This window comes from Mesorhizobium sp. B2-4-19, from assembly GCF_006441315.1.
GTDB lineage: Bacteria > Pseudomonadota > Alphaproteobacteria > Rhizobiales > Rhizobiaceae > Mesorhizobium.
Window position 1 is genome coordinate 61,255 of record NZ_VFUV01000016.1, and the last position, 25,154, is coordinate 86,408.

Here is a 25,154-nt window from a genome sequence, read left to right on the forward strand (position 1 = left end):
TCTCAACTGGCCGACGCTGCACTCCATGGCACCATCATGACCCATCAAGCCTCCGTTCCGTTGACAGCCCGCATCGCGGCGCAATCCCACTTCCGCACGCTGCGCCTCGGCACGCCGTTCCAGCCGCGCCTCGACGCGCTGGCCAAGACCCAGGACTGGTACAATTGGGCCGGCTACCGCGCGCCGCATTCGCTGTGGGACGAGGAACTCGAATATTTCGCCATCCGCAGCCAGGCGGCGCTATTCGACATCTCGCCGATGACCAAGTACCGGATCGAAGGGCCGGATGCCGAAGCCTTCCTTGACCGCGTCACGCTGCGCGATGTGACAAAACTCAGGCCCGGCCGTGTCCACTACACGGCATGGTGTGACGACGAGGGGTTTGTCCTCGACGACGGCACGCTGTTTCGCCTGTCGCCGACGCGCTTCCGCCTGTGTTCGCAGGAGCGGCATCTGCCCTGGCTGCTCGACAGCGCCATTGGTTTCGAGGTCATCGTCGAGGAAGAAACCGGGGCCGTCGCCGGGCTGGCATTGCAGGGGCCAACCTCCTTCGCCGTGCTGCGCGATGCCGGCTTCGCTGGTGTCGAGAAGCTCAGGGTTTTCGACCTTGCGGATATCCCGCACGACGACACATCCGTCACCATCTCGCGCACCGGCTTCACTGGCGATCTCGGCTACGAACTGTTCGTGCCGGCCGACAAGGCGCTGAGCCTGTGGGACCGGTTGATGATAGCGGGCGAGCTGCGCGGCATCCGTGCCATCGGCTACACCGCCCTCAATCGCGCGCGGCTCGAAGCCGGGCTGATCGTAGCCAATGCCGACTTCACCACCGCCGTGCACGCCATACGCGCCGATCGCTTGCGCAGGCCCGACGAGATCGGGCTCGGCTTCATGATCGATCCGCAGAAGGCCCATTTCAACGGCCGCCGCGCCATTCTCGAAGCGCGCGCCAAACGCAGGCTGCGCCATGTGCTGGTCGGGCTGGAGATCGAGGGCAACATCCCGGCCGAACACGCCATCGTCTATCACAAGAAACATCAGGAGGTCGGACTGGTCAGCGCCGCCATGTGGTCGCCGATGGCCAAGCGCAACATCGCCATCGCCTCGCTGGCGCGGCCCTATGGTGATACTGTCGTGGAAGACCTTTGGGTCGAGATCTACGCCATGCGCGAGCTGCAGTATCAGAAGCTGATGAAACGGGCCAAGGTGGTGGCGCGGCCCTTCATCAAGCTCGACCGCCGCACCGCCAATCCGCCGGCGGATTTCTGATCATGACCGACGAAGCGGAGCTGGAGGCGGCCGAGCAGTGGGAGCTGGTCAACACGCCGCTCGGCGAGAAATGGTCGGGCCGCACGCGCTATGCCGCCGCCATGTTCTTCTACAAGCGCGGCGAGATGAGCGCCGAGACGCTCGAGGTCTACCGCATCTGCGCGCGGCTCGATAAGGAGAATCCGCTGTCGATCATCCGCGACCGCGGCGTCGGCAAGGATTGGCTCAAAAGGATCGGTTTCGAGTAGCGCCAGCGCGCTACCCAATGGTTCTTTCGAGCATGCTCAGCCAGTTGCGGTAAGCGATCTTCTCGATCAGGGCACGGCCGAAGCCACGCGCGGCCAGGGCGTCGATCAGCTTCGGCAGGCCGGCGACGTCGCTGATGACCGCCGGGATCATGGCGCCGTCGAAATCGGAGCCCAGGCCGACGCCGTCTTCACCCAGCGCCTGCAGCAGGGAATCGACATGACGCACCATGATGTCAAGGCTGGTGTCGGCATTCATGCGGCCGTCCTCGCGCAGGAAGCCGGTGGCGAAGTTCAGCCCGACCATGCCGCCGGACTCGCGTATGGCGCCGAGCTGCCAGTCGGTGAGATTGCGTGAATGGGTGCAGAGCGCATGCACGTTGGAGTGGGTGGCGACCAGCGGCGCGTCGCTGAGACCAGCGACATCGCGAAAACCTTTCTCGTTGAGATGCGAAAGATCGATCATGATCTTCAGTTCGTTGCAGGCCTTGACCAGCGCCTTGCCGGCATCGGTCAGCCCCGGGCCGGTATCCGGCGAGGATGGAAAGCGGAACGGCACGCCGTGACCGAAAGCATTCGGCCGGCTCCAGACGATGCCGAGCGAGCGCAGGCCGGCGGCATGCAACACGTCGAGCATGGTCAGTTCGGGATCGATCGCCTCGACGCCCTCGATATGGAACACCGCGGCGATCGTGCCCTTTGCCATGGCGTTGTGGATGTCGCCGGCTGTGCGGCAGACGGCCAGAGCCCCAGCCCGCTCCAACCGAAACAGGATCGAGGCCATCGCGATCGTTGAGTTGAGCGCATCGGCCCGCGGCACCTCCGGCGGCAGCGGCTCGCTGTCGCTCGGCGCCAAGGGTACGGCGCTGCGCCTGGCTTTTTCGACCGGCGGCGGAAAGATCGCGAACATGCCGCCGGCGAAGCCGCCCGCCTTGGCGCGCGGCAGGTCGATATGGCCGCCCGACTTGCCTTCGACGAACAGCTTTTCGATGTCCCTGTCCTTCGATTGATACAGCCTGAGCAGCGTATCGTTGTGGCCGTCGAAGACGGGGACGAGGTCGGTTTCGGTCATCGGGGGGTTCATTCAGTTCGTTTGTCGGCACGGCGAGACATCATATCTAGGCAAGATATCTGGTCGCGGCAAATGACAAAGCCAACCGGCAGCGGGGACTGCCCCCTTATCCCCCGCTGCAGCCTATGGATGACGTGCTGCGCCCCCCTACTGTTTCAGCACGTCAGCCCATTCCGCGTGGCGGCGGAACTGGGCGTTGGCGAAGGGGCACAGCGGGATGATCTTCTTGCCCGCCGCGCGTGCATCCTCGACGGCGCGGGTGACGAGCCGAAGCCCGGCGCCCTGGCCGCGAAACGCGTCCGGCACTTCGGTGTGGTCGATGATGATCTGGTGTTCACCGATCTTGGTGAAGGTCATCTCGGCCTCGGCGCCGCCGGGGCCACGCAGCACGTAGCGCCCTTTGGAGCCGCGGTCTTCCAGTTCGATTTCAGGCAGTTGGTCGGGCATGTCTAAACTCCTTGAGCGACACCGGCAAAGAGCCGCCGGGCCGCTTCGATTTCATTTGGCCGCACCTCGTGCCCGCCTTCGTGCCATTCCACTGTGACATCGGCACCATCGGCACGCAAATAGGCCTCGAGCCGCGTCGTCAGGTTCGGCGGGCAGATCGGATCGCGCTTGCCGGCGGTCAGCAGCATGTGGCGGCCAGCGAGGCTGCCCTTGACCCGCGGTTCGAACGGGATCAGCGGATGCATCAGCACGGTGGCGTCGAACAGCTCGGGTTCGGCGAACACCACGGACGCCAGTATGTTGGCGCCGTTGGAATAGCCGAGGCCGAGCACAGCCGAGGGCTTCGCGGCCTCGACATGCGCCTTGACGAAGGCCGCCATCTTGTCCGTTGCTCGCGCCAGGTCGCCCATGTCGTAGACGCCCTCGCCGGTGCGACGAAAGAACCGCGCCGCACCGTATTCGGAGACATCGCCGCGCGGCGAGATGATGGTGGCCTGGGGCACGAGATCGCGCCCCGGCGACAGAAGCTGGCTCTCGTCACCGCCGGTGCCGTGGAAGACGAAAAGCATGGGGCCGCCCGGCGAACCGGGCAGCACCTTGTGGATGTAAGTGTCCTTGCTCATGGCCTCAGCCTTCCAGCTTCTGCAGATGCTGTTCGAGATAGGGCCGCAAATGCTGATGCTGCGTCGGCAGCTTCAGCGCTTCGCCCAGATGCGCGGTGTCTTCATCCCTGTCGAAACCCGGCTCGCTGGTGGCGACTTCGAACAGCACGCCGCCCGGCGTGCGGAAATAGATCGCCCAGAAGTAATCGCGGTCGATCACCGGCGTCACCCCGTAGCCCGTATTCATCAATGCCTTGCGCACTTCGAGCTGCTTGGCGCGGTTCTCGACGGCGAAGGCGACGTGATGCACCGAGCCTGCGCCAAGGTCGGCGAAGGCCGCGGTCGGCAGCGATTCGATATCGACGACATCGGCACCGTTGCCGTTCTTCACGGCAAGCCGTCTGACATTGCCCGATTTGTCGACTTCCTCGTAGCCCATGAATTTCAACAGCTCCTCGGTGGCGCCGCCATCCTTCAGCCTGAGCGAAACCGAGTGAAAGCCGCGGATCGCCTCATCGGTCGCAATGCCGCCTTTGGCCCACGGCGCTCTGCTGTCGCCCTTGTCCTCGACAAGCGCGAAACCGTCGCCATCGGGGCCGGCGAATCTGAGCCGCTTCTCACCAAAACTCTCCTCGCGGGAAACGCCGCTCACGCCTTCGTCGGCGAAGCGCTTTTCCCAATAGGCGAGCGTGCCTTCCGGCACGGAGTAGACAGTGGTGCCGACTTCACCAACGCCGGGACGGCCCTTGCCGATGTTGGGAAACGGAAAATAGGTCATCACCGAACCGGGCGTGCCAACCTCGTCGCCATAATAAAGATGGTAGACGTCGGGCGCGTCGAAATTGACCGTCTTCTTGACGCGGCGCAGGCCGAGCTTGTGGGTGAAGAAATCATTGTTCTGCCGGGCATCCCTCGCCATCGAGGTGACGTGATGGAGACCCTTGATCTGGTCGAGCATTGTCTTGCTCCTTCCCTTGTTGTTTGTGCGGCCCTCGCCGCTGTCCACGCCAATATGAGGACACGACCGCTTGCGGCAAAGGCGCCAAACACAGAATGGACTGTGCAGCAAAAGTGAACGATGGAAAGAATTTTGTTCACTAATCGACTAACACGGGCGGTCTTGCGCCCTTGCCGGAAATCGGCTCCATGAATGGCATTCGACCATGCAGCGAAAGGATCGCGAGTGTCAGGAAAAGCCAGGCGCCCGAACGTTCTCCTGATCACTTGCGACCAATGGCGCGGTGATTGCGTCTCGGCCGCCGGCCATCCCGTGGTGAAGACGCCGAATGCCGATGCGCTGGCCGCCGAGGGCGTGCTGTTCAAGCAGCACTATGGCGGCGCGGCCCCTTGCTCGCCGGCGCGTGCCTGCCTCTACACCGGCCTCTACCAGATGAACAACCGCGTCTGCCGCAACGGCTCACCGCTCGACGCCCGTCATGGCAACATCGCGCAGCACGCGCGCGGCATCGGCTACGATCCGACGCTGTTCGGCTACACCGACGTGTCGCTCGACCCGCGCCTGCTGACTTCAGGTGATCCGAGGCTGAAAACCTATGAAGGCGTGCTGCCCGGATTCACGGTGCGCCAGCTGCTGCCGGAGCATCAGAAGCAGTGGCTCTCCTGGCTGAAGCAGCAGGGCATCGATGCCAGCGCCGGATCTCCCGACATCCACCGTCCTGCCGGCGAGGAAGACTATCACACCGTCACCGAGGCGCCGCCAATCTATTCGAAGGACCACACGCCGGCGGCTTTCCTTGCCGGAGAGTTCATCCGCTGGCTCGGCGAGCAGGAACAGGCCACGCCCTGGTTCGCGCATCTGTCCTTCATCAGCCCGCACCCGCCCTTCATCGTGCCGGAGCCCTACAACACGCTATACGATCCGGCCGACGGCCAGGCCTTTCACCGGGCGGAAAGCTGGCGGGCCGAAGCGCAGGGCCATCCCTATCTCGCCTATGATCTCAGCCGGCGGTATCGCGCGAATTTCCGCCCCGGCGCCGCCGGCAAGGTGCACGACTGGAGCGAGGATGATTTCCGCCGCATCCGGGCGATCTATTACGGCATGATCTCGGAGGTCGACACCCAGCTCGGCCTGATATGGCAGGCGCTCAAGCTTTCAGGCGCGTGGGACGACACCGTCATCGTTCTCACCTCGGACCACGCCGAGATGATGGGTGACCATTTCATGCTGGGCAAGGGCGGCTACTTCGACGGCAGCTACCACATCCCGCTGATCATTCGCGACCCGCGGCATCGCAAGGCGGCCGGCAACACGGTCGATCGCTTCACCGAAGCGGTGGACATCTTGCCCACGCTTATAGACCTGCTTGGCGAGCCCCCCGAACCGCATCTCGACGGATGCTCGCTGAAACCATTCCTGAGCGGCGGAAGCCCCGCAACCTGGCGCGACGCCGCGCATTGGGAGTTCGATTTCCGCTCGATCGCGGACGGCGACGCCGAAGCGCATTTCGGCATTGCCTCGCGCCAGTGCAACCTGGCGGTCATCCGCACCAAGAAATTCAAATACGTGCATTTTGGCGGCGGTTTGCCGCCTTTGCTTTTCAACGTCGAGACAGACCCTGGCGAACTGACCAACCTCGCCACCAGCCCTGCGCATCTGTCCACCCGTCTGCAATTCGCCGAGCGGCTTCTCGCCTGGCGAGCCGAACATCTCGACCAGTCGCTGGCGCTGGCCGAGCTGACGGAAAATGGCGTGGTGGGACATGTGAGTAAGGGAATAGGCAGTAGGGAATAGGGCTTGCCTACTGCCTACTGCCTACTGCCTACTGCCTACTGCCTACTGCCTACTGCCTACTGCCTACTGCCTACTTCACAATCAACCGCTGCTGGTCGCGCTTCTGGGCATAGCTGCCCTTGTCATAGGCAGGCTGCGCCTCGAGCTGTTCCTTGGTGAAGGTCGTGTAGAGATATTTCTTGCCGTTCTTGTCGGTCATGAACTTCAGATTATCCAGGCCGACCGCCACCTCCTTCTCGCCGATGCCGAGGAAGCCGCCGACATTGACGATCACCGCATCCGTCTTCTTGTCGGGCGTCAGCACAACATCGCCGATCTCGCCGACCTTGGCGTCATTGGCGCCGTAGACAGTGGTGCCCTTCAGATCCTCGGCCTTGATTTCGCCGACCGGCATCGCGGTCAGCTTCGACTTGTCGATGGCGGCGGTCTGCGTCTTGTCAGGAGCGGTGGCAGCAGGGGTCGTAGCCGCCGGTGCTTCGGCCGTCTTGTCCGCCGGGGCGGCGGCAGGAGCCGTGGTCGCCGCCGGAGCTGTTGACGCCGGCTCATTCGATGCCGTCGTTGCCGGTGCCGGATCATAGGCCTTGCGGTTGAAATCCGGCTGCGCCTGCAGCTCTTCCTTGGTGGTCTGCGCCACCAGCCAGCGGTCGCCGTTCTTCTCCGCCCACTGGGCCTTGTTGAAATCATAGGTGACATTCTTGGCGCCGAGGCCAAGGAAGCCGCCCACGCCGATCACCAGCGATTCGGCCTTGCCTTCCTTGGACAGCACGATGTCGTTGACGCTGCCGATGTTCTGAGCGTCGTCGCCGGTGCCGTTGTAGACAGTCTTACCAATGATGTTGGTGGCTAGGTTGCCGTCCGCCCGCTTCACCGGCTCGGCCGGAGCGGCTGCAGGAGCCTGTGCGGTATCCGTCGTCGCTTTCGGTGCTGCCGCGTCGGTGGAAGTGGCAGCAGCCGGCGCAGGCCCGTAGGGCTTGCTGTCGAACTCCGGATGCGCCTTCAGTTCGTCCTTGCTCGTCTGGGCCACCAGCCAGCGGTCGCCGTTCTTTTCGGCCCATTGCAGCTTGTCATAGTCGAAGGCGACATTCTTCGCCCCGACGCCCAGAAAACCGCCGACGCCGATGACAACAGATTTGGCCATGCCGTCTTTGTCGAAAACGACATCGGTGACCTTGCCAATGTTCTCGGCGTTGTCGCCGGTACCGTTATAGACGGATTCACCGATGATGTTGGTGACGATGCTGCCTTCGGCGCGCAGCACCGGAGCGGCCGGCTCCTGAGCGGACGGTGCGGCAGGTGTGGGGGTCGTCGTGCCCTGCGCGAACGCGCCGGTCGCGATCAACGTTGCGAGTGCGGTCGTGGCTAAAAGGGTGCGTATCATGATAATCTCTCCTGGTGCCTGATTTCATGCACGCCGCGCCGCTCGAACCGTCGCTGGGAAAGATCGGGCGCGGCATCTCCACGGGTTCACAACGTCGTGACCATGCCGTTGTTCCGACAAAACTGGCGTGGATTTCGCACCGGAAAAACACGCAGCAGTTGCGTGGGTGCTGATGAACACGCGCTGAGTGCGCCGTTTCCAGCGGAACCTTTCCTGCATCCCCACGTTTCAGCCTGCGGCTGGGTTGGTCCTGGCCGTTTTGGACTGACATAACGGAGCGGGGCATGAAATTTGCAGCGGTGCTGAACCGAGATGGCGGCACCTTGCGCACCACCGACCTCGCCGCCTTCTCCGACAGGATGCGCCAGACCCTGGAAACGGCAGGCCATTCGCTGAGCATCGATGTGGTTGCCGGCAAGGACGTCGTGGAGAGCCTCGACAGCGCCGCCTCGCGCCGCGCCGTCGATGTCGTGCTGGCGGGTGGCGGTGACGGAACCATTTCAGCGGCGGCCGCGAGGCTGATGGGCAAGAAAAAAGCGCTTGCCATCTTGCCGGCCGGCACCATGAACCTGTTCGCGCGTGGCCTCGGCATTCCGCAGTCGCTCGATGCCGCGCTGCAATCCTTCGCCGACGGTGAGATCATCGCCGTCGACATGGCCACCGCCAATGGCCGTCCCTTCGTTCATCAATTCTCGATCGGCATGCATGCGAAGATGGTGCAACTGCGTCAGGGAATGGAATTCGGCTCGCGCCTGGGCAAGATCCGCGCTTCGGCCAAGGCGGCATGGGCGACAATCAAGAACCCGCCGGCGATGAACGTCACGCTCGCTATCGGCAAGGCCGAGATGACGGCGCGCATCTCAGGCATCGGCGTCACCAACAATCTGTTCGGTGAAGGCCATCTGCCCTATGCGGACAATCCTTCGGGCGGCGTGCTTGGCATCTACGTCACGGTGGCGCAACAGCGCGCCGAACTGATGAAATTCCTATTCAACGTGGCACGCGGAAAATGGCGCGACAATGAACATGTCGAGATCCACCAGGCTGACCGCACCGTCCTGAAAATCCATTCCGGCAGCAGAAAGTTCCGCGCCGTTATGGATGGCGAACTGGTCAGGCTCGAGCCTGAGACGACGATCGAAATCCAGCCCGGCGCGCTGAATGTCCTGGTGCCGGCCAGCATTGCCACGGCAAAGGCCGCCTGATGCAATCTCCAACCGTGACGGCCGAAAATCTAGCCGCTCGGCGCACTTCCTTGCTGCGTTGCCGGTGTCTTGGCCACCTCGCCATAGATTTCGGCGATGCCCCAGGCCGCAAAAGCCAGAAGCAGCGCAGCGATCAGGATGCGCAGGCCGTGCCAGCCCCATCGCCCCTGCCGCGCTTTGTCCTCGGGAATGATCTTGGGCATGGCCGGTCCTTGTTTCGTTTTGCGCCCGTTGGCGCACTCGGCAAATCACGGTCGGGTAACGGTTCCTCGCTAGGATGGTTCCGGGAGGCAAGCTTGTCACGGGCCGGTGCGTCGGCAGGACGGCGAAGACCGGCATGGGCATTTGGGGTTTGGAGTGGATAACAAGGTAGAAATACGAGCGAGCCTGCCGGCTAAGGTGGCGCTCGCGGTCAATTCCGAAGACCGGCTGGCCGTGCTGCACGGGCTGGAGATGCTCGATACGGCGGCTGACCCGGATTTCGACCGCATCACCAGCCTTGCCGCGGCCGTGATGCAGGCGCCCACCGCCCTTGTCACGCTCGTCGATATCGAGCGGCAATGGTTCAAGTCGTGCTTTGGTCTCGACGACACCGAAACCGCGACCGGCATCTCTTTCTGCGCCCATGCCATCGCCGCCGGCGACGAGCCCATGGTGGTGACGGACGCAACGATGGACCCGCGTTTCAGAACCAACCCTCTGGTCACCGGCAAACATCATGTGCGCTTCTATGCCGGCGCGCCGATGGTGGTGGCAGGCGCCAGGATCGGCACGCTGTGCGTGCTCGACCGTAAACCGCATGCCTATCCCTCCGGGGCCAAGCTCGACCAGTTGAAGACGCTGGCCGGCCTCGCCGCCAGCCTGTTCACCTTGAAGGACGCCACCCGCAGCGGCGCCATAGCCGAGGCAGCCCTGGCGCGCGAGGAAAAGCGGCGCGCCATCGCGCTCGATGCCGCTTCGCTCGCCAGCTGGGCATGGGACATCCGCACCGACATGATCGAATGCGATGTCCGGCTGTCGGAACTGTTCAACCTGCCGCGCTCCACCCGGCTGCGGGCGCGCGACATCCTGACCGCCATCGATCCGCGCGATGTCTACCAGACCGAAACTCGCTTTCGCGATGCCCTGTCCGGCAGCGACGACTATTTCGGCGAATACCGGGTGAAAGGCTTTCATCCGCCGCGCTGGGTAGCCACGCGCGGCCGCGTCATCGAGCGCGACGGCGACGGCAAGCCGACGCTGATCTTCGGCGTCAACTACGACATCTCCGAACGCAAGCTCGGCGACGAGCGGCAGCGGCTTCTGCTGCGCGAGCTCAACCACCGCGTCAAGAACACGCTGGCGACCGTCCAGGCGCTGGCGACGCAGACCGTGCGTCATGCCCGCCAGCCAAGCGAATTCCTCGAAGCCTTCGGTGCCCGGCTTCAGGCGCTGGGCATCGCCCACAACCTTTTGTCCGACCGCGAGTGGCGCGGCATCGGCATCCGCGAACTCGTCCAGATCGAGATCAGGCCGTTTGACACCGCCGACCAGCAGCGCCTCACGATCTCCGGCGCCGATCTCCTGCTGTCGCCGGACCAGGCCGTCGGGCTCGGGCTTATCCTGCATGAACTGGCCAGCAACGCGCTGCAACATGGATCGCTGTCGATTGCATCTGGCAAGGTCGACCTCGACTGGAAGACGCAAGGCAGGAAGGGCAACCGCCGCCTGGTGCTCACCTGGCGCGAAAGCGGCGGCCCTGAAGTCGCCCCGCCGGAGCGCCACGGCTTCGGCTCGATCCTCATCCGCCGCAGCCTGGCCAAGGTCATCTCAAGCGAAGTGACCCATGAATTCCGGCCGGAAGGCGTGTTCGCCGAAATATCGATGCCGCTGGAAGATCTGTCCAAGTGAGGGATCTTTGATCTCAGGCCGGGGTGCCGGCGCTATTTCTCCTCGCCGGCATCCGGATCGTCGGGCGTCACATTCTCGCGGTAGATGGCATAGGCGGCGAGCGCCACGGCCGGGCCTAGAATGACCCCGAGGCCGCCTTTCCCCTTGAGCAAGGTCGGCAGCACGGCGAGTGCGGCGGTGATGCCGATCGCCTTCATGTCGGCGCTGCGCCGCCTTGCCTCGCGGCGGGCACGGGCGCCCGACGTCAAACGATGGACCAGGAGAACGAGCCCGGCGATCACCAGAAAGCCGACACCGAAGCCAAGCGCCGCGGCGAACGATCCATAGCGGGCGGCGGCCCAGATATAGGCTGCCCCGACCAGAAAGCCGAGACCGCACAAAGCCGCCAAAGCGGCGAGCGCATAGACGATGGCCGCCGTACGTGCGCGACGTATGGCGGCCGCGGTTTCACCCGAGGCGAAACCCGAGAGCAGGGATGCCAGAAGTCCCATTTGGCGGAACTAGCGCCGCGCGAGCAGCGCGAAGAGGAAGCCGACGCCGGCGGCGATCGCCAGCGACGTCACCGGCTTTTCGCGGACATTTGCCAGCAACTGCGCCTCGATGTCCTTGGCACTGCCGCGCAGGCTGTCGAAGGCCGCTTCGCCCTGCACGCGCAATTGCTCGACGCCCTCGGTGGCCGCGCGGCGGGCAGTGCCATAGCCGTGTTCGCCGGTCTTGGCCAACTGCTTGGTGAGCTTGTCGATATCGGCCTTCAACTGCCGGATGTCGGCTTCGAGGTCCGAATTCGCCCGCGCCTCGCTAGCGGTCTTTCCTGCGGCGGTTGCCATTGCTTAACTCCTTGTGATTGCTCGATTTCAAACGCGCCTTGCGTCTCAAGGTTCCCGGCATCGTTGGCAAACTAGCCGAAAACATGCGCATACGCACCAATCGTCAATCCATGGCCAGAAGCGTCTCAGATCAGGGGGCGACGCCCCTCGCCCAGCCCTTCCCAGCCGGCGAGTTGCTTGAGCCTTTCCGCATCGACCACCTCGCAACCGCCATCGCGCCAGAGGATCAGCTTGCGATCCATCAGTTTTCGGATCGTCTTGTTGGTATGAACCAGCGAAAGGCCAAGCGTGTCGGCGATATGTTGTTGGGTGATCGGAATCTGGATGGATTGCTTGCCGTTCAGCCCCACGACCTTGGCACGGCTGCCGATGAAGGCAATCAGATAGGCAGCGCGCTCGATCGCGCTGCGGCGGCCGACACTGAGCAGGTTCTCGTCCAGCATGCGTTCTTCGCGCGACGCGATCCAGGTGATGTCGTAGGCGAGACCCGGATGGTTGCGGTAGAGTTCATGCAGGCTGTCGCGCTCGAAGACGCAAAGCAGCATCGGCGACAGGGCCTCGACGGAATGCTGCATTTCCCCCATGACGCTGCCTTGCAGGCCGATGAGATCGCCGGGCATGAGATAGTTGAGGATCTGTCGGCGGCCGTCCGGCAACAGCTTGTAGCGGAACGCCCAGCCGGACAGCACCGTATAGAGATGGGCGCTGTGGCTTCCTTCCACGAGGACCGTGGCGCCCTTGTCGACCGCCAGTTCGCCCTTCTTGAAGCTGCCGATGAAGGCCAGTTCCTGCTTTTCGAACTCGCGGAAAACCGGCAATGGCCGCAAAGGACAATTCTCGCAAGGATACTGCCGACTGGATAAGGTACGCCCATTCTGGCCTGGCATTTCGACCCTCTTCGAAAGCCTGCCGGTCAGCAGGTGTGCCTAAACGTTTTGCCTGGATCGGAGTTCCGCGGAAGGGGCATGTCTTTTTTAAATGACAGCGCGCCGAATTGCGATCATGACTCCCAACGTTTCAAGGAGCGAATTACCCGTGCCACACTTGCTTGACGGATTGCGAATTCTTGTCCTGGAGGACGAATTCCTCATCGCCATGGATGTCGAGCAACTCTGCCGCGACCACGGCGCCGGCGAGGTGGTGGTTGCCCGCGACCTGGCCGAGGTCGATGGCCGAAAGGTCGCGACGCAATTCGACGCGGCCATCGTCGATCTGATGCTGGGCGGCACCTCGACGCTCGAATTCGCCGCCGGCCTGCGTGAAACAGGCGTGCCTTTCGTGTTTGCCTCCGGCTATTCCGATGCGGACGAGATCAAAGCATCCTTTCCAGGGGTGACGCTGGTCAGCAAGCCCTATTCAGGCGAAGATCTCGTCGAAGCGGTGGCGCTGGCCTATGGACGCGGCTCTCCAGGCTGAGATCGACCCGGGTCCGCTACCCGGGATCCCACGTCAATGCGCGGCGGTCCCCGTGACCTGGGCCGAGATCGCGTCGGGACCGTATTCGTCCTCGCCGGAAATCTTGAGAATCTCCTGCAGGCGCGTGCGCGCCCTGCTGACGCGGCTCTTGATCGTTCCGACCGCGCAACCGCAGATTTCAGCGGCCTCCTCATAGGAAAAGCCCGATGCGCCAATCAGAATGATGGCCTCGCGCTGGTCCTCCGGCAACTGCTCCAGAGCGCTGCGAAAATCCTTGAGATCGAGTTGGCCGTGCTGCGCCGGATGCACCGCGAGCCTGGCCGTCATGATGCCGTCGCTGTCCTGCACTTCGCGGCCGCGTTTGCGCATCTGCGAATAGAATTCATTGCGCAGGATGGTGAAAAGCCATGCCTTGAGGTTGGTCCCGGGCTGGAAGCTCTCATGCTTGTCCCAGGCCTTGACCAGCGTTTCCTGAACGAGGTCGTCGGCCTTGTCCGCATTCTGCGTCAGCGACACGGCAAAGGCCCGCAAGCTCGGGATTGCCCCAAGCAGATCGGTCTTGAAGCCTTGGGAGACCGCTGCCATGGCCTCAGTCCTTCTTCTGCGCGGGTTCGGCTTGTTCCAGCTGGCTGAGCAGCTGGGCAAAGCGATCTGGCACATCGTCGGAGACCAGCTCGTCATAATATTGTTTGAGTTTGCGTCCGATTTCGGAGTTGGGCCCGAGCGGGTCGCCGACACCGTTCCGGCGCCTGCCCTCGGCGCCAGCCAAAATATCTTTCGTCATATCCTTCATTTCGCCCTTATATTCCCAGCACTAGGCCGCCCGTACTCAACTCAACACAAGGCAAGCGGCACCCTCGTCTGGTTGCCCATCCCCTCCCCAAACGCCGTTCCCGGCTTTTCGTTCCATATCGGCCGGAACTTTTTGAGAAGACCCGCGTTGTATCGGTGGGGCGCGATCGGCTTGACCTGCATTTCGGGCAATCGCGTCATACTGAGGGAGACGTCTTATCATGAGTTTATCCGCCACCATCGCACCGCACCTGCCGTTCCTGCGCCGCTTCTCGCGCGCCGTCTCGGGATCGCAAGAGAGCGGCGACGCGCTGGTCGCTGCGATGCTTGAAGCCATCATCGCCGATGTCGACATCTTCCCCCAAGCCTCGAGCGATCGTATCGCTCTTTACAAGGTCTTCGCAAAACTTTTCACGTCCGTCGCCATCCGCGTGCCGCAGGAGCAGGTCCAATCCGCATGGGAACAGCGCGCCGCCGCCAATCTCAACGCCATCGCGCCGCTTCCGCGCCAGGCCTTCCTGCTGGTTGCCGTTGAGGGTTTCAGCGAGGACGAGGCAGCCGAGATCCTTGACGTCGGCGACCAGCAATTCTCCGAGTTGCTTGCCCAGGCAAGCAACGAGATTTCCCGTCAGGTGGCGACCGATGTGCTCATCATCGAGGACGAACCGCTGATCGCCATGGACATAGAGGAGATGGTCGAGAGCCTCGGTCATCGTGTCGTTGGAACCGCGCGCACGCACGCCGAAGCGGTGACGATGTTCGGCAAGACTCGGCCGAAAATGGTGCTGGCCGATATCCAGCTCGCCGACGGCAGTTCGGGCATCGAGGCGGTCAACGAGATTCTGTCGTCAACCTCTGTGCCGGTGATCTTCATCACTGCCTTTCCCGAACGCCTCCTGACCGGCGAGCGCCCCGAACCGGCCTTCCTGGTGACCAAGCCGTTCAATCCCGACATGGTCAAGGCCCTGATCAGCCAGGCGCTGTTCTTCGACCGTCAGGCGAAGGCCGCCGCATAGGTCGCTGCCTTTCCAGCCGGGAAAGCCAAAACCAAAGGCCGCCCGACGCGATGCGCGGGCGGCCTTTTTGGCAAACCGGACCCATCCGTCGCGAATTTCGAGGCACTGTGCCTCGAGCAGTTCACCCGTTTCACGGATACGGCGAGCCGCTCTAAGTTGTTGTTTTGGCGCAATTCCCAAGGGAAAGCGCTACGCGCTTTTCCGGGAAAACGGCTCACATTTTCCCTGGAATTGCTCTAACGGTTTGCAAGCATCGCCTTTTTCGGCAAAGGGTGGAACAAACCGCATCCACCCACGTTTTCCCTGCAGCATTCAGAAGGAGATGAACCATGCTTTACTGGGCGCTCGTATTCCTCGTTGTGGCGATTATCGCCGGCGCGCTTGGTTTCGGCGGCATCGCCGGTACATCCGCCGGGATAGCGCAGATATTGTTCTTCATCTTTCTTGCCTTCCTGATCATTTCGCTCCTTGCCGGCCTGTTCAGACGGGCGTGAGGCGAAGGCTTCTCCGAGCGAACACTGGAAGCCGCACCCCTCAAACGGTTTCCAGCCACCGCCGGGCGGTATCCTTCAAAGGAGGCCGTCCGGCGGACCGTTTCAGGGGGATGGTTCCTCGGAAACTTCATTTGGAACCCATTTCATAGTGAGCCGTTCAGCGTGAGTTGGGTGGATAGATCGGCCAATGCGTTCCAGGAGTGACGATAAAACGGAAGGCGCACGGAGCGACGAAGTTATCGCCATGCACCCGGCCGAAAGTGGCATGCAGCTTGGCCGGGCTCTGCTCCACGCGCTGCACAATGCCGGCATTTCCGTCCTCTATCAGGACCGCGACATGAAAACCGTCTGGGCCCGCAATATGCGCGCGCCCTGGATTTCGGACAGCTCCGACGGCAATGGCATCCTGCCGATGGCGCAGGCCGACCGCGTCAGCACCGCCAAGCGCGACGTCGTCGCCACCGGCAACCCGGAGCGCCTCGAGATCAGTGTCCCGGTCGAAAACGGTGTCCGCTGGTTTCAGGTTTGGGTCGATGCCGACCGGGGCGACGCCGGCGACGTGCAAGGTGTCGTCACCACCATGGTCGAGACGACCGAGCAGAAGCGGCGCGAACAGACGCTGACGACGCTGTTGCGCGAGGTCAGCCACCGCTCGAAGAACCTGCTGGCGATCATCCAGAGCATCGCGACGCAGACCGGTCGCTATTCCGACGGCATCGGCGACTTCCTCACGCGCTTTCGCGGCCGGCTGCAGTCGCTCTCCTCCTCCCAGGATCTGGTGACATCGTCCAACTGGCGAGGTGCGGCCCTTCATGAACTGGTGACGAGCCAGGTCGGCCGCTATGGGACGAACACATCGCACAGCCTTCGCCTCCGGGGCGCCAACCCCTATCTCAATCCCAATGCCGCGCTGCATATCGGCCTGGCGATGCATGAACTTGCCGTAAACTCGGTCAGCTACGGCGCACTGTCCCGACCGGATGGATTCGTCGAAGTGACCGCCAATCTCGATGTCATCACCCCTGGCGAGGTTACACTCTCGCTGACCTGGGCCGAAGCCATAGGAACCAATGACGGCCGGGGGAGTCAAAAGCGTTTCGGCAGCATCGCGCTGGAGCGGGTGGTGCCGGCATCCCTGAGCGGAACCGCAAGCCTCGGCATCGCGGACGGCCGCCTTGAATACCGTCTTGTCGTCCCACACAGCAATTTCGAGACGCAGTGAACGGCCGAGGCAATCAACGATCCTTAACCGGCTGTTCACCATAAGGGCAGATGCTGTTTTACCCAGACGCCGCTGCAATCCGCTGGGTTTTAGCACGGTATGGGAGGAGTGCTTGACCGTCACCGAATTGAACAGACTGGAACAGGCTGCCCGTGTTTCGATGGGTGAATTCGAGGCCCCCCAAGCATCCGCGGAGCCGCTTACCTCGCCGCATCACACATTGCTGTGGGGCGTCGTCCTGGCGGCGGCCTCGACAATTCTCCTCATCGCAATGTTCCAGCTGACCTGACCGAATCCACTGCTGCCAACACTGCGCGCTGTTAACCGTTTGCAGCGCCGGCATTATTCGCATGTCACCCCGCCTGCTCAGGAACTTTTGGCCGATATGGGCCGTTGTTGTGGCGAGAGGACATGTCGCCATGGAACACATCGCTGCATTGTTGCTTGTCATCGGCTGCAGCAACTCGATGGCCGATTGTCGTGAGCTGCAGGTGCCAGTGAGCATTTTCGAAACCGCCGACGAATGCACTGCCGAACGGCCGTTTGCCATGGGCGACGTCCAGGGGCAGGCGCAGCACATCGTCGCTAGATGTCTCGCTGTCGATCCAGCACTTGAGGATGACTACGACCAGGTCGTCTGGAAGGTTCGTCCCGACGGGAGCCTCGACGCCTCTCTTGCCATTTCCAGCCTTGTCATGGCATCGAATGCGGTGCGCCCAGAAAAAGACTATCTTAGCCAAGAATAAATTCGCGCGGCAAAGGCCGTCATTTCATGCTAAATGACTGCTGGAGCTTACCAAAGTGTGGACACAAGTGAGGAGTGACTCAATGCGGAAGATGATTATTGCCATGGTTGCGGTGGCCGCTCTCAGCGGCTGCACCACGACCGAACAGGACGTGGTTGGCGGCGGCTTGATTGGCGCCGGCGTCGGCGGTCTGGTCGGTGGCGGCAAGGGCGCGCTGATCGGTGCGGCTGTCGGTGCCGGTTCCGGCCTGCTGGTGCGCAACCTGCGCAACGGCTATTGCCAGTATCGCGATCATCGCGGCCGGATTTACACGGCGCGCTGCAACTGATTCGGCGACAGTCGAATCCGGAGGCCGGTCAGCCGGCCTCCGGATTTTGCACGTATGGGCGTGCGGTTTGCCGTCGCCCTGAATATTCGTCTCAGCCTGTCAGCGGAATCTTGATTTCCACCTTCAGACCGTCGGCCTGAAAATCGCGCCTGATGGTGCCGCGCAGTTCGCGCGTGACGTTGAGGTCGATCAGCTTGGTGCCGAATCCGGTCTCGGCCGGCGCCTCGACTTTTTTCTTCCCGGCCTCCCGCCAGTTCAGCGCGAGTGTTCGCTCCCGCCCGCGCCCTTCCACCGACCACTCGACCTTGAGCGCCCAGTCGCTCCCGAGCGAATTGGCGGAATTGCCGGCTTCGCCATATTTCAGCGCATTGGTGGCCAGCTCATGGAAGGTCAGGCCAAGCGCCTGCGTCGTGGTCTCGTCGAGCAGCACCTCCGGTCCCGACAACAACCCGTCGGGCAGGTCCTTGCCGAACACCTGGCCAAGCTCGATGCGCAGGAGTTCGGCGAGATCGGCTTTCTGCCAGCGCGAGCGCGTCAGCATGTCCTGGGAGGCTGCCATCGCCTGCAGCCTGGCCGAAAAAGACGCCGAAAACTCGTTGACGTCGGTCGCCCGCGACGCCGTCTGCCGCGCGATCGCCAGCACCCGGGTGATCGAATTCTTGATGCGATGCTTCATCTCCTGCAGCATCAGGTCCTTTTCGAGCAGGCTCTTTTCGGTCGTCTCGTGCAGGCGCGAGGCCGCCTCATAGGCGCGCTCCTGATAGCGCGCCACCAGCGCGATGGCGCCCGCCGCGAGCAGACCGAACAGCCCCAGCATCACCGGGATGGCGCGCGACGACGGCTGCGAGAAGGCGCTGGTCGGCCGGAACAGCACAGTCCACGGCCGGCCGGCTACCGTGATCTTGCGCGTGACCAGCAGCCGGTCGCCAAAGGTGGAGGCCGGCGGCGTCTCCGACCGGAACAACAGATTGTCGCCGTTCACCGCGCCGTCATAGATCTCGGTGTTGACCGGCAGCAGCGGCGCCCGGCTGAGCGCGATCTGGAACAGGTCGCTGGCCCGGAAGGCCGCATAGAGAAAGCCCGCGGTCGAGGATCGTGATGCGTTGATGACTTCCGGCGCGGTTTCGACGTTGAGCCGCACGAAAACCAGGAAGCCGGGGAAGGTCTGGGTCGCGCCTGTGCCCTGGCCCAGTTGCACCAGCCCGCTGGCGTGCTGCTGGTCGTCGGCCATCGCCTTTTCGATCGCCGCGCGCCGCACCGGTTCGCTGAACATGTCGTAGCCGATGCCGCTCTGGTTGGACGGATCCAGCGGCTCGAAGAGCATGATGGGCGCGCGCCAGGGCTGCGTCGTATCCGGATAGACCGGATGGCTGGCGCCAAAATCGTGCAGGATGTCGCGTTCGACCGCCGCCTCGTCACCCGTCTTGACGAACCTGAGGAATCCGATGCCACGCAGGCCGGCGAAATTGCTGTCGATGTCCAGCGCGTTGAAAAACGCCTTGAACTCGCTCTGCGAAATATCCCCATTGCGGGCGTCGAACAGGGCCTGTGTCGACCGCAGCAGCGACAAATGCAGGTCGACACGGCTCTCGATCCGGTTGAGGGCGTCGTCGGCCGCCGCTTCGAACTTGATGCGGGAGGCTTCCTGCGTCGCGAAATAGGCGAACCCCGCCATGGTCATGCTGATCAGCGCTACGGCGATGAACGCAACGATTGGAAAAAGTTTCTTCAACGGATGATGCGGTCCATGGGCAATACCGGACCTTTATGGGCAAGTCATCAGGCCAACACAATGGCAAGGCCAAGCCATCGCGATCACTGGCATATCGCGTGTGCGGCAACCGGCCATGCCGATCAGCCCATTTCGGGCCGTCGGCAGGTCTCAGGCGGCGATCTTCAGCGCGCCCGGCCCGGGGATGGCGCCCGGAGGACATTTGCCCAGGATGATCATGCCGAGCACCTCGTCCTGGGTGACATCGGTGGTGCGCGCGGTGCCGACGACCTGGCCGTTCTTCATCACGCAGACCCGGTCGGCCAGCTCGAAGACATCGTGGATGTCATGGCTGATCAGGAAGATGCCGATACCATCGGATTTGAGCTGCCTGACCAGTTCGCCGACCTGCGCCGTCTCCTGCGGACCAAGGGCTGCCGTCGGCTCGTCCATGATCAGGATGCGGGCGTTGAACAGGATCGCGCGCGCGATCGCCACCGACTGGCGCTGGCCACCCGACAGCTTGATCACCGGCTCCTTGAAGCGCTGGAAGCGCGGATTGAGCCGGCCCATCACCTTGCGCGCCTCGGCCTCCATGGCAACGTCGTCGAGCGTGCCCCAGCCGGTCATCAGCTCGCGGCCGAGGAACAGATTGGCGGCGGCGTCGACATTGTCGGCCAAGGCGAGCGTCTGGTAGATGGTTTCGATGCCGTATTTCTTGGCGTCTCGCGGGTTGGAGATCGAAGCCTCCTCGCCATTGACGAAGATCTGGCCGGCATCGCGCTTGTAGGCGCCCGACAGGATCTTGATCAGCGTCGATTTGCCGGCGCCGTTATGGCCGAGCAGCGCCACGACCTCGCCGGGGAAAAGATCGATCGAGGCATCGTCGACGGCGCGGATGCCGCCAAAGGCGATCGAGATGTTGCGCATGTCGATCAGCGGCGTGCCATTGGGGGCAGTCGCGGGAGCGATTTTGTCGGCCATGATCGTTTCTCCCCTAAACCCGCTTGCGATAGACGGTGTCGAGCCACACCGCGATGACCAGCACGGCGCCGACGACGATGCTCTGCAGTGGCGAGTCGATGCCGAGCAGCACCATGCCCGACTGCAATGACTGCATCAGAAGCGCGCCCAGCATGGCGCCCATCACCGTGCCGGAGCCGCCGGCGAGCGACGTGCCGCCGATGACGGCCGCGGCGATGACCAGAAGCTCGTCCAGCGTGCCCAGCGCATTGGTCGACGCGTTGAGCCGGGCCGACGAGATCGCCGCGCTGACCGCCGCCAGCACGCCCATGATCATGAACACCTTCATGGTCACCCAACGGGTGTTGATGCCGGCAAGTTCGGCCGCCTCCGGATTGCCGCCAATGGCGAAAACATAACGGCCGAAACGCGTGCGCTTGGTGATGAAGGTCATGATGATGCCCACGGCCACCGCCATCAGCACCGGTATGGCAATGCCATGCGCGATGTACAGCCCGCCTTCGGGAACGGTAATGCCGTTCTGCTGGGCGTACTGGCGCACGATGCCGATCGGCCATGGATAGGAATTGGCGATCCAGACGGCGCCAAGGATAGCGGCGCAGGCAACCACGCCAAGCAAGGTCTCAGCCCAAACGGGGCGCAGCGGAAAGTGGAACCGCTTGCGCTGCGACCTGCCGTTGAGCAGCATGAAGGCGACCGCCACGCAGGCGACGACACCGACGATCCAGCTGGCGGTGGCACCGATCGAGCCACGTGGTCCGCCGCCCATCAGCTGGAAGGTCGTGTCGAGCGGCGCGACCGTGCGCCCGCTGGTGATCAGCCATGCCATGCCGCGCCAGACCAGCAGGCCGCCCAGCGTCACGATGAAGGCCGGCACCTCCATATAGGCGATGATGAAGCCCTGGAACGCGCCGATCAGCAGACCAAGCGCCACGCCGGCCGCCAGCGCGATGATCCAGAGCCATGGATTTCCAAGCTGGAAACCGACGACGCGGATCAGGAATTCGGCCTGCGCCACGCCCATGATCATGCCGATCACGCCTTCGACGGATCCGACCGAGAGGTCGATGTTGCGCATGACGATAACCAGCACCATGCCGGTCGCCATGATCGCGACCGACGAGGTCTGCACCGACAGGTTCCACAGATTGCGCGGCGTCAGGAAAAGCCCGCCCGACAATATATGGATGCCGACCCAGATGACCAGCAGCGCGCCGATCATGCCGAGCATGCGCGTATCGAGTTCGGTAGCCTTGAGGAACCGTCCGACGGCGCTGAGTTCGGATGCACGCGCCCTGTCCGCTGCCGTGCTGCCGACCGGTTGATTAGAGGTCGTGTCGGTCATGCTATCCTCCCACCGGTTTACCGTCTGGCGCGGGTTCCGAACATGGATGCTATTTGCTTTCCGCGGTCATTTGAAGCGGGAAGCCCCTTGAGAAACGCCGCGGCCTTTGGGCCGCGGCGTCGATATCGAACGGTATTGCGCCGTTTAGTTGCAGGCGGCGACGCTGCCGGCGGCGACGCCCGCGCAGACTTCGTCCTTCTTGATCCAGCCGGCGTCGATGACGACGTTGAGATTGTCCTTGGTGATGGCGACCGGGGTCAGGAACAGCGACTTGACGGTATTGCCGCCAGGCGTCGTGAAGTCCTTCACACCGGCGATATCGGTCATCTTCTTGCCGTCGGCCAGCTGCGAGGCGATCTCGGCGGCGTTCTTGCCGAGTTCGCGCGCGTCCTTCCACACCGACACGGTCTGGGTGCCGAGCGCGATACGGTTCAGCGCGGCATGGTCGCCGTCCTGCCCCGAGACCGGCACGGTGCCGGCAAGCCCCTGCGCCGTCAGCGCCGCGACGACGCCGCCGGCGGTGCCGTCATTGGCCGCGACGACCGCGTCGACCTTGTTGTCGTTGGCGGTCAGGAACTGCTCCATGTTCTTCTGGGCGTTGGCAGGCAGCCAGCCGTCGGTATAGGCCTCGCCGACATTCTTGATCTTGCCGCTGTCGATGGCAGCCTTGAGCACTTCCATCGAGCCTGCGAACAGGAAGTCGGCATTCGGATCGGCGCCCGAGCCCTTGATGAAGACATAGTTGCCTTCCGGCTTGGCCTTGAACACCGCGCTGGCCTGCAAACGACCGACTTCCTTGTTGTCGAAGGTCAGGTAGAAGACGTCCTTGTTCTCGATCAGGCGGTCATAGCCGACGACCGGAATGCCTTCGTCCAGCGCCTTCTGCACGGCCGGGCCGATGGCCGAGGCATCCTGGGCCAGGATGATCAGCGAATTGGCGCCCTGCGAGATCAGGCTCTCGACATCGGTAAGCTGCTTGCCGGGATTGGACTGCGCGTCGGCGGAAATGTACTTGTCGCCGGCGGCCTCGATCGCCTTCTTCATGGCGGCCTCGTCGGTCTTCCAGCGCTCTTCCTGGAAGTTGGACCACGAAACGCCGATGACCTTGTCCTTCGCCTGCGCGACCGACGCAAGCGTCAGCGACATGGCGACACCCGCCAGGATGGCGGCCGTGAATCTCTTCATGATATTCCTCCCTGCGCCGCGTATGGCGCGACCAAACTGGCCCTAAGGCCGGCACAGAGGCCCTATTTTTTCGAGCCTCGAAAAAACACTGAGCCAACACCGGAACGCTGTCAACAACGATTCTGATGGATTTTGATGTCCCTCTGAATTTTTTTCGAGCTTCGCAATAAATAAATGACAGCACCGGCCGCTTCTGCCAGTATTTGACCGTGTCGCCGGCAGCGTTCGAGGAGGCCGGAAGAACCGCGGCGACCGGGAGGATGTGAAAAAACATGTCGGTCGGAATCCGCCACGACGATCTGCGCCGGCGCAACCGGGCGATGGTGATCGCGGCCGTGCGCCAGGCTGGCCGGCCCTCACGCACCGAGATCGCCGCGACCACCGGCCTCAGCCATTCGACCATATCGGCGATTTCCTCCGACCTGATCGGCGAAGGCATCCTGGCCGAGGGCAAGCCGAGCGAGGCCGGCGCGCTGAAACGCGGCAGGCCGCAGGTCGGGCTCGGCCTCAATCCGGAGGCCGCGGCTGTGATGACCGTGGTGCTGTCGCTGAATTTCCTGTCGGTCGCAGTCATCGACTATGCCGGCCAGGTGATATCGGAAGAACAGCGCCGGCTGGACACGCTGACCATGTCGCGCGAGGCGCTGATCGGCGAATGCGTGGCCATCGTAAGGCGGCGCCTCGAGGATCCCGACATTGACGTGCGCAGCGTCGCCCGCATCGCGCTGGCGATCCAGGGCATCACCGATACCGAGGCCCGGGCGATGCTGTGGTCGCCGATCACGCCGCAGACCGACATCGCCTTCGCCGACATACTCGAAGCCGAGTTCGGCATCCCCGCCACCATGGAAAACGACTGCAACATGATGGCGGTGGCGCTGCGCAGGCGCGATCCCGAGCGCTACCGCGACGACTTCATCGCCATCCTGCTTTCGCACGGCATCGGCATGGGGCTGGTGCTGAAGGGCGAGCTGTTCACCGGCACCCATTCCTCGGGCGGCGAGTTCGGCCACATGATCCATCGGCCCGGCGGCGCGCTCTGCCGCTGCGGACGGCGCGGCTGTGTCGAGGCCTATGCCGGCAATTACGCCATCTGGCGCAATGCCAGGCAGCTCAGCGAGGACACCGAGCCTGTGGCCGATGTCAGCGACGCGCAGATGCGGGCGCTGGCCACGACGGCACGGGAACGGGACGGGCCCGAGCGCGAAGCCTATCGCAAGGCCGGCGAGGCGCTGGGTTACGGCCTCGGCAGCCTGTTCGCGCTGATCGATCCCGCGCCCGTCGCCATGGTCGGCGTCAGCGCCGCCGCCTTCGACCTGATCGAGCCGGCATTGCGCGAGGCGATCGCCCAGACCGCCGGTGGCCAGCACTCGGAATCGATCTCCTTCGACACCGAACCGAACGAACTGCCGCTGATCCGCGAAGGTTGCGCCATGCGCGCGCTGACCTTCGTCGACCAGGAGATTTTCGCGCCCGGCGTGCAAACGAAAGCAGGCCCCGCCGCGAAGAAAAACGTTGCCTGAGTCAGGTCGTGCTCAATCCTCGCGGATCGCGTAGCCCGCCCCACGGATGGTGCGGATGACATCCGGCATGCGGCCATTGTTGACCGCCTTGCGCAACCGGCCGACATGCACGTCCACGGTGCGCTCGTCGATGTAGATCGTCTCGCCCCAGACATTGTCGAGCAGCTGGCTGCGCGAGAACACGCGGCCGGGATGGCGCATCATGAATTCGAGCAGGCGGAATTCGGTCGGCCCGAGCCGGATCTCGCTCTTCTTGCGGTAGACCCGGTGCGATTCACGGTCGAGCACGATATCGCCGACCTTGAGCACGCTCGACAGCACTTCCGGCTTGGCGCGGCGCAGCAGCGCCTTGACGCGGGCCATGAATTCCGGCGTCGAGAACGGCTTGACCAGATAGTCGTCGGCGCCGGTGGAAAGCCCACGTACACGGTCGCTTTCCTCGCCCCGCGCGGTCAGCATGATGATCGGCAGCCGCTCGGTCTCGGGCCGCATTCGCAACCGCCGGCAGAGTTCGATGCCGGATACCGCCGGCACCATCCAGTCGAGCACGAGGAGGTCGGGCACGTTCTCCTGCAGGCGGATTTCGGCTTCGTCGCCGCGTGTCACCACCTCGACCTGGTAACCCTCCGATTCCAGATTGTAGCGGAGGAGCACGCCGAGCGGCTCCTCGTCCTCCACCACCATGATGCGTGGTGCGATCATCGA

At 63.4% G+C, this 25,154-nt stretch carries 29 protein-coding genes; 13 read left to right on the plus strand and 16 right to left on the minus strand.

The features are described 5' to 3' along the window. Positions 1-36 precede the first annotated feature (36 nt). Positions 37-1,269, plus strand: a complete 1,233-nt coding sequence (locus FJ546_RS23500) for an aminomethyltransferase family protein (RefSeq protein ID WP_140891594.1) — start codon at positions 37-39, stop codon at positions 1,267-1,269. 2 nt (positions 1,270-1,271) lie between these two features. Then, a complete protein-coding gene (locus FJ546_RS23505; RefSeq protein ID WP_140891517.1) occupies positions 1,272-1,517 on the plus strand; it encodes a hypothetical protein in 246 nt (81 codons plus the stop codon). 10 nt (positions 1,518-1,527) lie between these two features. Here the strand turns inward: FJ546_RS23505 and FJ546_RS23510 are convergent, their stop codons facing one another. From FJ546_RS23510 to FJ546_RS23525, 4 genes are all read right to left on the minus strand, one after another. Further along, positions 1,528-2,586 carry a dipeptidase gene (locus FJ546_RS23510; protein ID WP_140891518.1) on the minus strand — a complete coding sequence of 353 codons (1,059 nt, stop codon included), beginning with the start codon at positions 2,584-2,586 and terminating at the stop codon, positions 1,528-1,530. Positions 2,587-2,733: 147 nt separating this feature from the next. Continuing rightward, positions 2,734-3,033 (minus strand): GNAT family N-acetyltransferase, encoded by a 300-nt coding sequence (locus FJ546_RS23515; RefSeq protein ID WP_095772167.1) that lies wholly within the window; start codon positions 3,031-3,033, stop codon positions 2,734-2,736. Between the two features lie 2 nt (positions 3,034-3,035). Beyond that, complete coding sequence (locus tag FJ546_RS23520; RefSeq protein ID WP_140891519.1) at positions 3,036-3,656, minus strand: alpha/beta hydrolase; 621 nt, start codon at positions 3,654-3,656, stop codon at positions 3,036-3,038. Positions 3,657-3,660: 4 nt separating this feature from the next. After that, complete coding sequence (locus FJ546_RS23525; RefSeq protein WP_140891520.1) at positions 3,661-4,593, minus strand: VOC family protein; 933 nt, start codon at positions 4,591-4,593, stop codon at positions 3,661-3,663. 225 nt (positions 4,594-4,818) lie between these two features. Here FJ546_RS23525 and FJ546_RS23530 point away from each other — a divergent pair, with 225 nt between their 5' ends. Beyond that, positions 4,819-6,387, plus strand: a complete 1,569-nt coding sequence (locus tag FJ546_RS23530) for an alkaline phosphatase family protein (protein WP_140891521.1) — start codon at positions 4,819-4,821, stop codon at positions 6,385-6,387. Between the two features lie 70 nt (positions 6,388-6,457). On the opposite strand, the gene FJ546_RS23535 is transcribed toward FJ546_RS23530, so the two are convergent. Then, complete coding sequence (locus FJ546_RS23535; RefSeq protein WP_140891522.1) at positions 6,458-7,765, minus strand: PRC-barrel domain-containing protein; 1,308 nt, start codon at positions 7,763-7,765, stop codon at positions 6,458-6,460. Between the two features lie 284 nt (positions 7,766-8,049). On the opposite strand from FJ546_RS23535, the gene FJ546_RS23540 reads away from it, so the two are divergent. Beyond that, positions 8,050-8,970: a diacylglycerol kinase family protein gene (locus FJ546_RS23540; protein ID WP_140891523.1), complete on the plus strand. Its 921-nt coding sequence runs from the start codon at positions 8,050-8,052 to the stop codon at positions 8,968-8,970. A 29-nt stretch (positions 8,971-8,999) separates the two neighbouring features. Here the strand turns inward: FJ546_RS23540 and FJ546_RS31320 are convergent, their stop codons facing one another. Then, positions 9,000-9,173 carry a hypothetical protein gene (locus FJ546_RS31320; protein WP_095772162.1) on the minus strand — a complete coding sequence of 58 codons (174 nt, stop codon included), beginning with the start codon at positions 9,171-9,173 and terminating at the stop codon, positions 9,000-9,002. 154 nt (positions 9,174-9,327) lie between these two features. On the opposite strand from FJ546_RS31320, the gene FJ546_RS23545 reads away from it, so the two are divergent. Further along, positions 9,328-10,860 carry an HWE histidine kinase domain-containing protein gene (locus FJ546_RS23545; RefSeq protein ID WP_140891524.1) on the plus strand — a complete coding sequence of 511 codons (1,533 nt, stop codon included), beginning with the start codon at positions 9,328-9,330 and terminating at the stop codon, positions 10,858-10,860. Between the two features lie 32 nt (positions 10,861-10,892). Here the strand turns inward: FJ546_RS23545 and FJ546_RS23550 are convergent, their stop codons facing one another. The 3 genes from FJ546_RS23550 to FJ546_RS23560 all read right to left on the minus strand — a co-directional run bounded on the left by FJ546_RS23550 (position 10,893) and on the right by FJ546_RS23560 (position 12,574). Further along, a complete protein-coding gene (locus tag FJ546_RS23550; RefSeq protein WP_140891525.1) occupies positions 10,893-11,351 on the minus strand; it encodes a hypothetical protein in 459 nt (152 codons plus the stop codon). A gap of 9 nt (positions 11,352-11,360) precedes the next feature. Continuing rightward, complete coding sequence (locus FJ546_RS23555) at positions 11,361-11,687, minus strand: DUF883 family protein (RefSeq protein WP_140891526.1); 327 nt, start codon at positions 11,685-11,687, stop codon at positions 11,361-11,363. Positions 11,688-11,812: 125 nt separating this feature from the next. Beyond that, positions 11,813-12,574, minus strand: a complete 762-nt coding sequence (locus FJ546_RS23560; RefSeq protein ID WP_140891527.1) for a Crp/Fnr family transcriptional regulator — start codon at positions 12,572-12,574, stop codon at positions 11,813-11,815. A 148-nt stretch (positions 12,575-12,722) separates the two neighbouring features. Between FJ546_RS23560 and FJ546_RS23565 the strand changes: the two genes are divergently transcribed. After that, the gene (locus FJ546_RS23565; protein WP_246686934.1) at positions 12,723-13,103 is read left to right on the plus strand and encodes a response regulator; all 381 of its coding nucleotides are present in this window, start codon (positions 12,723-12,725) and stop codon (positions 13,101-13,103) included. A gap of 33 nt (positions 13,104-13,136) precedes the next feature. On the opposite strand, the gene FJ546_RS23570 is transcribed toward FJ546_RS23565, so the two are convergent. Together FJ546_RS23570 and FJ546_RS23575 are read right to left on the minus strand one after the other, a co-directional pair. After that, complete coding sequence (locus FJ546_RS23570) at positions 13,137-13,688, minus strand: RNA polymerase sigma factor (protein ID WP_095772158.1); 552 nt, start codon at positions 13,686-13,688, stop codon at positions 13,137-13,139. Between the two features lie 4 nt (positions 13,689-13,692). Next, positions 13,693-13,896, minus strand: a complete 204-nt coding sequence (locus FJ546_RS23575; protein WP_010911884.1) for a NepR family anti-sigma factor — start codon at positions 13,894-13,896, stop codon at positions 13,693-13,695. Positions 13,897-14,116: 220 nt separating this feature from the next. Here FJ546_RS23575 and FJ546_RS23580 point away from each other — a divergent pair, with 220 nt between their 5' ends. The 6 genes from FJ546_RS23580 to FJ546_RS23600 all read left to right on the plus strand — a co-directional run bounded on the left by FJ546_RS23580 (position 14,117) and on the right by FJ546_RS23600 (position 17,701). Next, the gene (locus tag FJ546_RS23580; protein WP_140891528.1) at positions 14,117-14,911 is read left to right on the plus strand and encodes a response regulator; all 795 of its coding nucleotides are present in this window, start codon (positions 14,117-14,119) and stop codon (positions 14,909-14,911) included. Positions 14,912-15,240: 329 nt separating this feature from the next. Further along, on the plus strand, positions 15,241-15,405 hold the full coding sequence (locus FJ546_RS23585; RefSeq protein WP_006203859.1) for a DUF1328 domain-containing protein: 165 nt from the start codon (positions 15,241-15,243) through the stop codon (positions 15,403-15,405). 187 nt (positions 15,406-15,592) lie between these two features. Continuing rightward, complete coding sequence (locus FJ546_RS23590; RefSeq protein ID WP_140891529.1) at positions 15,593-16,627, plus strand: sensor histidine kinase; 1,035 nt, start codon at positions 15,593-15,595, stop codon at positions 16,625-16,627. A 112-nt stretch (positions 16,628-16,739) separates the two neighbouring features. Further along, positions 16,740-16,916 carry a hypothetical protein gene (locus FJ546_RS31325; protein WP_181168062.1) on the plus strand — a complete coding sequence of 59 codons (177 nt, stop codon included), beginning with the start codon at positions 16,740-16,742 and terminating at the stop codon, positions 16,914-16,916. Positions 16,917-17,046: 130 nt separating this feature from the next. Further along, a complete protein-coding gene (locus FJ546_RS23595; RefSeq protein WP_140891530.1) occupies positions 17,047-17,373 on the plus strand; it encodes a hypothetical protein in 327 nt (108 codons plus the stop codon). Positions 17,374-17,455: 82 nt separating this feature from the next. Continuing rightward, positions 17,456-17,701 carry a YMGG-like glycine zipper-containing protein gene (locus tag FJ546_RS23600; RefSeq protein ID WP_095772156.1) on the plus strand — a complete coding sequence of 82 codons (246 nt, stop codon included), beginning with the start codon at positions 17,456-17,458 and terminating at the stop codon, positions 17,699-17,701. Positions 17,702-17,792: 91 nt separating this feature from the next. On the opposite strand, the gene FJ546_RS23605 is transcribed toward FJ546_RS23600, so the two are convergent. The 4 genes from FJ546_RS23605 to xylF all read right to left on the minus strand — a co-directional run bounded on the left by FJ546_RS23605 (position 17,793) and on the right by xylF (position 22,926). Then, on the minus strand, positions 17,793-19,433 hold the full coding sequence (locus tag FJ546_RS23605; protein WP_140891531.1) for a CHASE domain-containing protein: 1,641 nt from the start codon (positions 19,431-19,433) through the stop codon (positions 17,793-17,795). Between the two features lie 150 nt (positions 19,434-19,583). Continuing rightward, positions 19,584-20,396: an ATP-binding cassette domain-containing protein gene (locus tag FJ546_RS23610; RefSeq protein WP_140891532.1), complete on the minus strand. Its 813-nt coding sequence runs from the start codon at positions 20,394-20,396 to the stop codon at positions 19,584-19,586. Positions 20,397-20,409: 13 nt separating this feature from the next. Then, entirely contained in the window at positions 20,410-21,741 is a 1,332-nt protein-coding gene (locus FJ546_RS23615) for a sugar ABC transporter permease (RefSeq protein ID WP_095787972.1), read from the minus strand. Positions 21,742-21,885: 144 nt separating this feature from the next. Then, positions 21,886-22,926, minus strand: coding sequence for a D-xylose ABC transporter substrate-binding protein (gene xylF, locus FJ546_RS23620; RefSeq protein WP_019861602.1), 1,041 nt, complete (start codon positions 22,924-22,926; stop codon positions 21,886-21,888). A gap of 272 nt (positions 22,927-23,198) precedes the next feature. Here xylF and FJ546_RS23625 point away from each other — a divergent pair, with 272 nt between their 5' ends. After that, a complete protein-coding gene (locus FJ546_RS23625) occupies positions 23,199-24,449 on the plus strand; it encodes an ROK family protein (RefSeq protein WP_140891533.1) in 1,251 nt (416 codons plus the stop codon). Between the two features lie 12 nt (positions 24,450-24,461). Here FJ546_RS23625 and phoB read toward each other — a convergent pair whose 3' ends face one another. Further along, positions 24,462-25,151, minus strand: a complete 690-nt coding sequence (gene phoB / locus FJ546_RS23630; RefSeq protein ID WP_010911896.1) for a phosphate regulon transcriptional regulator PhoB — start codon at positions 25,149-25,151, stop codon at positions 24,462-24,464. Between the last annotated feature and the right edge of the window lie 3 nt (positions 25,152-25,154).